This is a genomic window from Sharpea azabuensis DSM 18934 (assembly GCF_000702165.1).
GTDB classification, from domain to species: domain Bacteria; phylum Bacillota_I; class Bacilli_A; order Erysipelotrichales; family Coprobacillaceae; genus Sharpea; species Sharpea azabuensis.
Map to the genome: position 1 here is coordinate 45819 of NZ_JNKU01000012.1, position 11884 is coordinate 57702.

The following is an 11884-nucleotide window of genomic DNA, read 5'->3' on the forward strand; positions in this document are numbered from 1 at the left end:
TCGTTACCCCCTTCTACTTAATGACAAGTCCAGAATTTTTATTAAACCATTCATGCTGAGCTTTTAAAGCTTCATCCAATGTTTCATTGACAACTAAAGCAGAAAGCTTGTCTTCAACAATCAAACCACCTAATTGAATACGATCTGATGCTTTCACTTCAATCTGCTTGCCATAAGCTTTTACTAATTGATCAGCTAATTTGAGATCAGCATCGCGGACATACATCACAGCTTCTTCAAACTGTGCCTCACTTGCCTGCTTAGCTTTCTTTTCTAAATAAGTAACATATTCATCTGATTCAACAAAAGCATGTAATTGATCTTCTACAGTCTTAAAGATTGTATTGACATATTCATCACGCTTTTCAATCAGTTTTTTCATTCTTTCGCTATTAACCTGAGAAATTTCTGTAGCTGCTTCAGAATGCATTTCTTCAAGTTCCTGTTTTAAACGTAAATCAGCATTCTTCTTAGCTTCTTGCTGCATTGTGACCAAAGCATCATCTTCAGACTTCTTGACATCTGCTAAGATGGCATTGACTTCTTCTTTTGATTCTTCAGCAATTTCCTTCTTCATGTCAGCGAAGATTCTTTCTATATCTTGCATTTCACATCTCCTATAGTTTTACACCAATCGCTTCAGATACATAACCATCAATAGCTTCACCAATCTTGCTTTCACCATGACGGTCAGGGATTTCTGTAATAAGCGGTTTAGGCTGTTTCAATTTGATTTCAGAGATAACATCGGGTGCCAATTCAATCAGTTTGGTCGTAACAAGAATGATTGCGATATCTTTTTCCTGCATTTTCTCTTTTAATAAATTCAGGAAATCATGTCTCGTATGGACAACCTGCCCTTCGATACCAACCAATCGCATACCTGTTAAGGTATCGATGTTATCACTGATTAAATAGAACTTCAATTTAATCCCCTCTTATAACTGGTTGATAATCAAGATAGAAATTAATAGACCATAGATGGCAACACCTTCACCTAAGGCAACGAAGATTAATGAACGACCGAAGTTTTCAGCATTTTCAGAGAATGCACCAATAGCAGCAGGGGCAGCAGCAGCAACGGCAATACCAGCACCAAGAGCTGACATACCAGTAGCTAAAGCAGCAGCTAAGAAACCAAGACCCTGAGCAATTGTACCAGTGATAGCTGAACCAGCAGCGAATACTGGTGCATTCGCAACACCTAAGAATAATACTAAAGCAGCAGCACCAACAACACCTGAGATATGTAAGTCAAGTCTCTTCTTCGCACTATTGACACTTGCTTCTCCTTTGAACACCTTGATTAATGGTAATGATAATGCAACAACAACGATTGCAGGTAAAATAAATGTTAACATGTTTTTCTCTCCTCTTTTTCCTTTTTATTTGGCTTTATCTAAAGCCTCTTTCATACTTTCAAATGGTCTTCCGCCACCTTCATAGTAACGTGAGAACATTTCATAGAATTCTAATCGTAGAACCTGAATACCAACGATCATACCTTCAAGCACCATGACAAAGATATTGCCTAGCACAAGAACAATCCAGTAGCCAAAGCCACCCACCATTCCGGCTAATGTATAAACAACTAGCATCATGCCCGCATGGGACAATACGAAGCCACCCACACGAAGATAAGATACTGTATTGGTAATAAATGTAAGAAGGACATCAAAGAGTTCAAAGAATCCTTCTGTAAAGAATGCCCCAAATCCATCTGGGAACATTGGATAACCACCAATCTTTCTTGTCAGTGGTTCTTTTAAGAACATCAATAATATTGGTACAACAATGAAGAAGACCACAAATGGACGACCTAATGGTAAATGTAAACCAGCAATCATATTAATAATTAAGGCAATCACTGCTAAATAGAATACCAAACCAGCGAGACCATTTTGTGAGAAAAGGAATTCGCCCCAATTCTTCTTCTTGCCATTCATATAAGTATTAAAGCTAATCGTAATTATGATGAGGACAGCCCCAATCGCAACTGCTGTTCCCAGTAGTGTCATAGTATTGGAAGCTTTAAGTGGGACGAAGAATGGTTTAATCAAGGTTTCACTACCAAAGACTGAACCAAAGATAATCCCCATAATAATGGAGAAGATCCCAATTCTTACCCCAACTTCACCAAGCTTGAAGCCTTTGAACTTACTCATCAAATAACCAAAGAGAATCAACATTGCCCCTTGGCCAACATCACCAAACATGATGCCAAAAAGAATACAATAAGTTAAAGCCACGAAGTTCGTCGGATCCATATCCGTATAATTAGGTACACCATACATTTCTACGAACATACCAAACGGTTTCGCAAACCAGTGGTTGACAAGCTTTGTAGGTGGTTTGAGTCGATAATCACTCATTGGTGGTGTTAAATCAACACGCACACGGTCCATCTTTTCATATTCTTCTTTAATCACATTGGCATCTTTGACAGTCGCAAAGCCATAAATAGCAGCACTCTTACCAAAGATCACCACATATTTCTTCGCTTCGGTAATACGGTTGAGTTCGCGTGCTGATGCGTAAAGCTTTGAAAGATGGGCTTTGTTTTCTTCAATAAAGTTCGCTCTTCTTGCTTTTAATTCTTCAAGATAGGCTGTTGCTGTATTGGTTTCTTCATCCAGTTTCACAATTGCATCTTCAACTGAGCCATGGACGAATTCTGGAATACGCACACGTTTGAAGAATAATGTCGAGAAAATATTATCAATTTCAGGTGCCTTATTACGGGTTGTAATATACATGATATAACATTCTTGAGTATCTTCTTCAAAGACCTTATAAAGGAATTCCTGATTTTCATAATATTCAAGCTTTGTCAGCGAAGAACTTGGCATGTGGCCAATTCTAATTTGTAGATAGTGGGAATCGAACAAATAGTCGAAGTTAATGCCGGAATTCACCATGTGACTGATTTCTTTCTTAACAGCCGCATTCTCATCCATCATTTCTAAAAGCTGACGTTTTGTTTCATCGAAGTCATCAAACTTCTTCACAAAATCATTGAGAAATTGCACTTCTTTTTCAACATCGATTTCTTCTGTACGCGCTTCATCAAGTTCAAGATGATGGTTCTTACAGGCATCTTCAATACGATGGGCGATATCCCCATATGGGTTATCGACATTCATCACAGTGATGTCTCTTACGCCATCAGCAAACTTGCTGGCAAGCTCTGGATGAAATGTTGTTGAATCAACAAGCTTATCCAATATAACATCAACATTTTCGACAGGGAATTCGATTTCAAGTAATTTCAGTTTTGCAATAGCCATGCTTCAATATTCCCTCCCTTTTATTGAATGATTAGTTTGCGAATACTATCTGCATCTTGATTATATCTAACCCCTTCAACAATATGTTTGAGATTTTCAATTTCAAGATTATGCACAATAACATAAGTCATGAAGACAAGTGGTGCACTTGTTGAAAACATCATATATTTCTTAGCAAGGTTATATTCAATACGCTGTGTATAGTATTCAATATAAACATAATCATGATCACCAACATCAATCTTATAGGCTGATGTTGATAATTTCGCAAGCATATCATCAGCATCTTTGGCATTGATGAGTTCTTTCATCATGCGCTTAGAGATTCTTGTATGATCCAAAAGCAAGAGTTCTGTAATGTCGACAGGTGATGCATTGAAGTATTTCTTTAAACGATAGATCTTTGTGATATTGTCTAATTCAACACTTGTATCAAGCATCTTGAGAAGTTCCTGCTGTGTTTTCCCTTTATATAACGACTTTACAGTTTCTTCATAGTGATCATAGTATGCTCGCTTTAATTCTAGTTCAATCTTGTTTACGTTGATTCTCTTACCTCTTTCAGGCAAGCAAGATGAAATGACCTTGGCATAATCTGTCTTTTCGATTAATTTCATCAGGTCATCAATGTTATGCACATTTAATAGCCCATTGATATCAAATGTCGTATAACCTTTCAAGTAGGATGGTAGGATGACTTTGAGATCCTCTAAACGATCAGCGTTGATGAGTCTGAGGACATGGAGAAGAATATTGATCTCACGCCCCATAATATTCAACATATAGAAATCTCTTTCTTTACCTACACCATAGCGTGCCAGTCTTGAAATACGCATGAATGTTTCTTCACTCAAGAGTGCTTCAAGCTGTCCACGATGGACATCATTTTCACGAATATCTCCAAACACACTGCTATAGGCAGTATTGTTTTTGAGATAATTCACAACTTCACTAACAGACTTTAAAGATAATAAAGCCTCATAATCTGATGAAGTGAGATGTCCTCCATACATCGATCTTGCTTTCGCAAGAATCGCATTAGAAGCAAATGCCATTTTTACTCCTTACAAGCGGCAACCATTTTGGCAATCCATTCATCTTTATGGGCTTCAAAATAGGAAGAAAGTGAACTTAACTGCTGCATATAGTGTTCATCATTCTCTTTCTTCGTTGCTTCAATAGAAGCTTTTAATTCTTTCTTCTTTTCATCGAGAGTCTTCTGATATTCATTAACGAATTGATCATAGACCTCTTTTTTACGTGCGTTCATGTTCGTAGAACTAAGAGCACGCTGATGTTTGGCATCTTCTACTGATGCTGCACATTCATGGTCAAAATTAATGATATCTTGTATCAGTTTATCCATGTTATCACTCCTATCAATATCGAATATATGTTACTCTTCACAAAATCAAAATTCAAGTTCTTGAAGAGCCAAAAAAGCCTTATATAACGCCACTTTTTAGATTATACCAAAAAAGTATAGTTTCTATTTATCCTAAATATAGTTCACTACATAAGAGCTTTCTATAGCTATTTTATCACGATTTCATCGCGTTTTTTTGAAAAAAAGAAAAAATGCATGAAAATCATGCATGAAAAAAATACTTTTCGATAAATTTTGCCACACCATTTCTATTGGCATCGTCTTCTGTTATCATATTTGCCACCTTTTTTACATCATTCATGGCATTCTTCATCGCAACACCTAAACCTGCATCCTGAATCATCGATAAATCATTATCCCCATCACCAAAAGCTACAACCTCACTCATCTTGATCCCTTGCGTATCAAGATAGGATTGAATGCCACTGCTTTTTGATGTATCAGCATCCTGTATTTCAAATAGGAAATTGACAGACTTGGTTGCAGAAAGGTTATGAGGCAGATATTTTGATACAAGCTGATCTAATTGTGCACTGTCTGCTAAATAATGTGCCACAACAATCTTATGAAAGGTATGTTGTTCTAAATCCTGTGTTGAAATCATATGAACTTCATTTGCGTTCGCTTGAGCCATGAAGAAATCAAGAACATCACGATCACCAACACCATAAGGTTTGCCTTTTTCATTGAAGAAGGCAGCGGTTGTCACTACGCTTAGTTTCTGATAGAAGTTGGCGAACTGTTGGCTATCAACTGGTTTACTTATCAATGTTTCTTTGTTTGTATGTAAATCTATGAAATGTGTGCCGTTTTCCTCAACGATAAAATCCATCAGATTCGCAAGATCTTGATAGTGTGTGGCAATATGGGCATAATCACGCCCACTCGCAATGCCCAAAAGCATGCCCGTCTCTTTAAGAGACTTTAAAGCTTTTAGATTCTGTTGAGAGACTTGACTCTGATTGTTGAAAAGTGTGCCATCTAGATCAAATACAGCGACTTTATAGTGATTCATGCTTGCCCTCCTGCTTTTTCTTATAGGCCATTGGTGTCATATGATATTGCTTCTTGAAGGTCTTATAGAAATAGGATTCATTTTCATAACCTACTTCATTAATAATTCTCTCAATGGAATAAGATGAATATTCCATGAGTTCAGTAGCTTTCTTAAAACGCATATCTTTGAGTAATTGAATGAAGGTTGTCCCCGTCATTTTCTTAATGAATTTAGAGAGCTGATAGTCTTTCATATGGACCATTTCACCAAGCTCACTAAGTGAGGCATTGTTGTAATTAAGAGTGATGTATTTATAGATTGTGCTCATTAAGACCTTATCATAAGTACTCTTTGTATAGGACTGTATGGCTTCAGGATGATTCATCAGTTCACTCATCAAGAGTCCCATTAATAGCTTTAATTCAATCTTGTTGTTGAGGGTTGGTTCATAGAGATGGGTAATAATAGCCTCAACATAGGAGGTGACCAAGTCATTCTTCTCTAAGTCAAAGATCAGATATTCCCCGATATTCTCCGATGAATAAAGTGAATGAAAGATAAAATCATTAAGCTTATATTCACTGCCCATTACACTTGATAAGAAGGAAAGCATTTCCTGCTTAATGATAAAGTTAAAGATAATATCATTCTCCCCACTAGGAGCAATGGAATGTTCAATCGCTTGATTGACAAGAAGCAACTGACCGGTCTTTAAGTGAATATCATGATCATCAATTGTCGTTGTCATCGTACCACTATAGACATACATCAGCTCAATATAATTATGTTTATGAGCGGGATAGGACATAAAGCGAGTATGCTTTCTGACACCAATAAGGGCACCTTCATCAAGAATCTTTCTTGCATCAATCGTTTCTTCATCGTCAAGGTAAATACTGCGATCAATATTCACCTTACCATTAAGGGCATCAATCTCTTCATCACTAAATGCCAGCAACTTCTCTAAAATAGCCTGACTCAGCATCTCGTTATCCTCCCTTCTTCTCATATTTTATTGTTTTTTCTCTTGTTCGTCCACTTTCATAATAGAGAATTTATGATATTCTATAATAGTGATGGAGGTAATGTTGTGATTCTTGCAAGTGATTTTGATAATACATTATATTTTAGAGGGCATTTTAAAAAAGATGACCTTAAAGCCATAAAAGCCTTCCAAGAAGCTGGTGGTAAGTTTGGTGTCTGTACGGGTAGACCATTACTTGGGATTGTGGCACCAACACTGGGTAAAATCAAATATGATTTCTATATTTGTAATAGTGGTGGAGCGATTTATGATCAGAATAGAGATGTGCTGATGATGAAGAAAATCCCCCTTGATTTAGCGCGTGAACTGATTAGTAAAGTACATGTGGATGTATCGATTATTCATAATGAAAAGATGTTATTTTATTATTATAAGAAGATTCCGAAGATCCTTCATCCCCACCAACGCGTCTTAAAATCATTCGATAGTATAGATGATGACTTTATTATGGGAATGAGTTTTCATTTTCCTAAAGGACAGCTAGCAGAGGCAAAGGCATGTACTGATATGATTAATGAACAATACTTTGATCATATGAGTGCTTTCCAGAATAATGAACATGTAGATATTTGTGCGAACGGTTGCTCTAAGGGTGCAGGGTTAAAGTTTATTGAAGATTATTTTAATACCCCTCATCATAAAGTTGGGGCGATTGGTGATAGCTTCAATGACATTAGCTTGCTTCAAGCAGGTGGGGTTAGCTTTACTTTTGACTATGGGCCAGACGATTTAAAGAAGGAAGCTGATTACATCGTTGGAAGTGTCGGAGAATCTCTAAAGTATCTCTTATAAAAATAGCTATTTTCTAAATTAATATATTCACATTTTATTTATTCATAAATATATGTGTTAAAAATTGACTTTTAAGAGTATGTTTGTTAAGGTGATAAAAATATTGAAAGAAGGGAGAAGCGAGTTTAAGCAATTGATGAAAAAAGGCAATGTGAAAACTGGCTTCTTTTTGTATTAAAGGAGGATAACTTATGATTATTGGCGTTGTGGGCCTTGGTACTGTTGGCTTTGGTACTGTTGATATTCTTGTCAAAGAAAAAGCACGTCTTGAAAAAGAGATTGGTGAAGAAGTAAAAGTGAAATATGGCTGTTCTCTTGAAGATGTTGATTTGCCTGAGGGCATTATTTATACCAGAGATTTCAATGATATCATTAATGATGAAGAAGTTGATGTTGTTGTTGAACTCATTGGTGGGGTCACGATAGCTAAAAAGATTATTCTTGAAGCCTTGAAGAAAGGTAAACATGTTGTTACTGCTAATAAAGCTCTATTAGCCCATGATGGTGAAGAGCTCTTCAAATGTGCAACAGAAAACAATGTCAATTTATACTATGAAGCAGCTGTTGGTGGTGGTATTCCTGTTGTTGTTCCAGCTAAAGAATCTTTAATCGCAAATAACATCTATAAGATTGAAGGGATTCTGAATGGTACCACTAACTTTATTCTGACATTAATGGAAAAAGAAAATCTTGATTTTAATGAAGCTCTCACAATTGCTGATGATCAGGGCTTTGTGGAAGCCGATGCTTCACTTGACTTAGATGGCTATGATGCTGCCCATAAGATTAAGCTGCTTGCCATGAATGCCTTCCATATCTTCTTTGACTTTGACAAAATTCAGCTTGAAGGTATTCGTAATGTCACAAAGAAAGATATGGACTATGCCAAGAAGCTTGGTTATCGTATTAAGCTTATTGCCCAGGCAAAAAAGCTCGAACATGGCTATGGCCTAGATGTCGCTCCTACCCTCGTCCCTATAAATGATATTGTCGGAAATGTCATGGAGGCATATAATGTAGTGGAGATTACCTCAGATTACCTAGAAAACGTCTTATTCTATGGCAAGGGTGCAGGCCGCTATGTTACGGCTAGTGCGGTTGTAAGTGATATTATCAAATGTCATGATGATAAGAAATGGACATATCATTATGAACATACAGATGAAATCTATCCTATTACTTATAGTAGTTATTATATCCGTACAAATAAGCCTATTGATGTTGATTATGATCAATATCTTACTCTTGGTAATGATCATATCTATATCACAAGAGCCTATGAAAAAGACGAACTATTAAACAAACTAGGAGATCAGGAATATCATTTGTTTAAAGTGAGATAGGATATGCGTATTATTGTTCAAAAATATGGTGGGACTTCAACACGTAACAGAGAAACACGTTCAATGATGTATGACAATATCATTGATGTGGTTAATGCAAAAAACAAGGCTGTTGTTGTCGTAAGTGCCATGGGTCGCTATGATGACCCTTATGCAACTGATACTCTTTTATCAGTTGTTAGAAAAAAATACTTGAATGACGAAGAAATTGACCGTCTTTCAAGTATCGGTGAAACCTTAGCAACGCTCGTAATTAAAAGTGAACTTGCTTCACTAGGGTACCGTGTTGCTTCTGTTTCAAATGAAGAATTAGGTATTATGACTGATGACTCTTTCACATGTGCTTCAATTGAAGCAGCTGAGGGTGAAGCCATCTTGAAGAAGCTTGAAGAGGCTGATATTGTCATTGCTCCTGGCTTCCAAGGCCACAACAAAGATCATGTCATTACGACGCTTGGTCGTGGTGGTTCTGATTTATCAGCTGTAGCGATAGGAGCCGCCATTGGTGCAAGTGAAGTCGAAATCTACAGTGATGTCGATGGCATCTATACGGCTGATCCACGTATTGTACCAAGAGCTATGCGCCTAGATATGGTGAGCTATGAAGAAATGCTTGAACTTTCCAACAATGGTGCGAAAGTACTTAATCATCGTTGTGTCGTGCTCGCGGCAAAGACGGGCATTAAGATTCATTGTTGTTCATCATTTCGTCCTGGCAGAGGGACTTATGTGGTAGGAGAAGAAGATATGAAAGATGTCAATAAATTCGCAATTAGCGGCATTACAGGCACTCAGAATGAAGCACGATTTACTTTAGTGGGTGTGGAAATTAAAAATAATGTTGCGGGAAATTTGTTTAAGAAAATCAGTGAAGCCGGTGTTAATGTCAATGTCTATAATCAAGCACTGACAGGTGGAGGACATATGGATATCTCCATTATTACCCAGCAAGAAGATATTGATACTGTTTTAGAAGTGATAAACAGTATGAAACAAGAATTACAGCCTAAGCGAACGATTGTGCGTGGCAATATTGGGAAAGTAGCCGTCGTAGGAATAGGCATCCGCAATCGTCAAGGTATGTTTGAAAAAGTCTATAATACATTAGAAAGCAATGGCATTCATGTGGAAATGGCAAGCTGTTCAGAAATCAATATCAGCTGTTATATTGACCGCAATGATGTCAATGATGCACAAGTATTATTACATGAAGCATTCATAGAAAATAATGAGGAGGAATAATTTCATGAGTGATAAATTAAGAGTTGGTATTCTTGGTGCAACTGGTATGGTTGGCCAGCGTTTTATAGCTTTACTGGAGAATCATCCATGGTTTGAAGTAACTACAGTTGCTGCATCACCACGTTCTGCAGGCAAGACATATGAAGAAGCAGTTGGCAGCCGTTGGAAGATGGACACACCTATTCCCGAAAGCGTCAAGAATCTTGTTGTTCATAACGTTAATGAAGTTGAAGAAGTCGCAAGTCATGTTGATTTTGTCTTCTCAGCTGTTGATATGAGTAAGGATGAAATTAAAGCAATTGAAGAAGCCTATGCCAAGACAGAAACACCTGTTGTTTCTAATAACTCAGCGCATCGCTGGACACCTGATGTCCCAATGATCATCCCTGAAATCAATCCAGAAGCAACCGATGTTATCAAATACCAAAAAGAAAGATTAGGCACTAAGCGTGGTTTTATTGCCGTTAAACCAAACTGTTCAATTCAGTCTTATACACCAGTCTTAACAGCCTGGAAAGAATTTGAACCTTATGAAGTTGTTGTTACAACTTATCAGGCTATTTCAGGGGCTGGTAAAAACTTTAAGGAATGGCCAGAAATGGTTGGCAATATTATTCCTTTCATTGGTGGCGAAGAAGAAAAGAGTGAAAGAGAACCATTACGTGTATGGGGCCATGTTGATGATGAAAAGAAAGCCATTGTACCTTTAGGTGAAGATACAATCACTATTACTTCACAATGTATTCGTGTTCCTGTTCTTTATGGTCATACTGCTGCTGTCTTTGTCAAATTCAGAAAGAATCCTACAAAGCAACAATTAATTGATGCCATGACTTCATTCTCAGGTGAACCACAGAGATTGCAGTTACCAAATGCCCCAAAACAGTTCATTCAGTATCTTGAAGAAGATAACCGTCCACAGGTCACATTAGATGTCAACTATGAAAATGGCTTTGGTGTATCTGTTGGCCGTTTAAGAGAAGATAAGGTTTATGACTGGAAGTTTGTGGGACTTTCTCATAATACAATCCGCGGCGCTGCTGGTGGCGGTGTACTTTGTGCTGAACTGCTGAAGGCGAAAGGTTTCATTACAAAAAAATAATCTTCTAAGATAGCGTATCTGATATGACCCCTGTCAAGTAGACAGAGAAAATATCCAAAACAACTACCAAGCAAGGTCAATTAGATTTGGCCTTGTTTTTTTATTGTTGTGCTTGCTCCTGGTGTTTTGCTTTGCTCTTTTGAATCTTTTCCCAGAATCGTTCTATTCTTCTGTTTGGTGCAATCGGATACTGTTCCGGTGTAACTGCAGCCAGTGCTTCCTGTCTTACATGATTTGCAGTCTTCCCATGAAAACGTTTCTGTGGATATCTGTAGATATAGTATTCATATGTCCGGTATATGATCTCTGCAGCTTCCTCATACGTATGCGCCTTGCCAAACAGAACCTTGGCCATATCCTTGATGAACCCCTGAAAGGATTCTACTGGCCCGTTATCGATACAGTGGCCAACCCGTGACATGGATTGTGTCAGTCCGTCATTCTCAAGCATCCCGGAAAATACCTCGCGTGTGTACTGAAATCCTCTGTCGCTGTGCAGGAGCGGAGTAGCTCCCTGATTCAAGGTGATGGCCATGAAGTATGTATCATTGACCAGTTTGGTATCGTTTCTTCTGCTGACGACAACGCCAACCGGATATCGGTCATACAGGTCAAGGATCGTGCTGACATATAATTTATCACCAGCGTATTTCAGTTCGGTTATGTCGGTGCCCCATTTCAGATTCGGT

At 37.7% G+C, this 11884-nt stretch carries 13 protein-coding genes; 4 read left to right on the forward strand and 9 right to left on the reverse strand.

Annotated elements, in window-relative coordinates; genetic code table 11:
* Nucleotides 1–13 precede the first annotated feature (13 nt).
* From T529_RS0103880 to T529_RS0103915, 8 genes are all read right to left on the reverse strand, one after another.
* On the reverse strand, nucleotides 14–607 hold the full coding sequence (locus T529_RS0103880; protein ID WP_033162304.1) for a V-type ATP synthase subunit E: 594 nt from the start codon (nucleotides 605–607) through the stop codon (nucleotides 14–16).
* Between the two features lie 10 nt (nucleotides 608–617).
* A complete protein-coding gene (locus T529_RS0103885; protein ID WP_033162305.1) occupies nucleotides 618–926 on the reverse strand; it encodes a V-type ATP synthase subunit F in 309 nt (102 codons plus the stop codon).
* 12 nt (nucleotides 927–938) lie between these two features.
* Complete coding sequence (locus tag T529_RS0103890) at nucleotides 939–1361, reverse strand: ATP synthase subunit C (protein WP_033162306.1); 423 nt, start codon at nucleotides 1359–1361, stop codon at nucleotides 939–941.
* A 24-nt stretch (nucleotides 1362–1385) separates the two neighbouring features.
* Nucleotides 1386–3287 (reverse strand): V-type ATP synthase subunit I, encoded by a 1902-nt coding sequence (locus T529_RS0103895; RefSeq protein ID WP_033162307.1) that lies wholly within the window; start codon nucleotides 3285–3287, stop codon nucleotides 1386–1388.
* Between the two features lie 20 nt (nucleotides 3288–3307).
* On the reverse strand, nucleotides 3308–4342 hold the full coding sequence (locus T529_RS0103900) for a V0D/AC39 family V-type ATPase subunit (protein WP_033162308.1): 1035 nt from the start codon (nucleotides 4340–4342) through the stop codon (nucleotides 3308–3310).
* A gap of 2 nt (nucleotides 4343–4344) precedes the next feature.
* Nucleotides 4345–4653, reverse strand: coding sequence for a hypothetical protein (locus T529_RS0103905; RefSeq protein WP_033162309.1), 309 nt, complete (start codon nucleotides 4651–4653; stop codon nucleotides 4345–4347).
* 223 nt (nucleotides 4654–4876) lie between these two features.
* Nucleotides 4877–5689 (reverse strand): HAD family hydrolase, encoded by an 813-nt coding sequence (locus T529_RS12490; protein WP_051646842.1) that lies wholly within the window; start codon nucleotides 5687–5689, stop codon nucleotides 4877–4879.
* Nucleotides 5676–6656 (reverse strand): AraC family transcriptional regulator, encoded by a 981-nt coding sequence (locus T529_RS0103915; RefSeq protein ID WP_033162310.1) that lies wholly within the window; start codon nucleotides 6654–6656, stop codon nucleotides 5676–5678. The genes T529_RS12490 and T529_RS0103915 overlap by 14 nt, the downstream gene beginning before the upstream one ends.
* Before the next feature lie 72 nt (nucleotides 6657–6728).
* Between T529_RS0103915 and T529_RS0103920 the strand changes: the two genes are divergently transcribed.
* The 4 genes from T529_RS0103920 (at nucleotide 6729) to asd (ending at nucleotide 11195) form a co-directional block, all read left to right on the forward strand.
* Nucleotides 6729–7508, forward strand: coding sequence for an HAD-IIB family hydrolase (locus T529_RS0103920; RefSeq protein WP_033162311.1), 780 nt, complete (start codon nucleotides 6729–6731; stop codon nucleotides 7506–7508).
* Nucleotides 7509–7699: 191 nt separating this feature from the next.
* The gene (locus T529_RS0103925; RefSeq protein WP_033162312.1) at nucleotides 7700–8851 is read left to right on the forward strand and encodes a homoserine dehydrogenase; all 1152 of its coding nucleotides are present in this window, start codon (nucleotides 7700–7702) and stop codon (nucleotides 8849–8851) included.
* Nucleotides 8852–8854: 3 nt separating this feature from the next.
* The gene (locus T529_RS0103930) at nucleotides 8855–10093 is read left to right on the forward strand and encodes an aspartate kinase (RefSeq protein WP_033162313.1); all 1239 of its coding nucleotides are present in this window, start codon (nucleotides 8855–8857) and stop codon (nucleotides 10091–10093) included.
* A gap of 4 nt (nucleotides 10094–10097) precedes the next feature.
* Entirely contained in the window at nucleotides 10098–11195 is a 1098-nt protein-coding gene (gene asd / locus T529_RS0103935) for an aspartate-semialdehyde dehydrogenase (RefSeq protein ID WP_033162314.1), read from the forward strand.
* Nucleotides 11196–11295: 100 nt separating this feature from the next.
* Here the strand turns inward: asd and T529_RS0103940 are convergent.
* On the reverse strand, nucleotides 11296–11884 hold a 589-nt coding region (locus tag T529_RS0103940; protein ID WP_033162315.1), incomplete at its 5' end, for a DDE-type integrase/transposase/recombinase.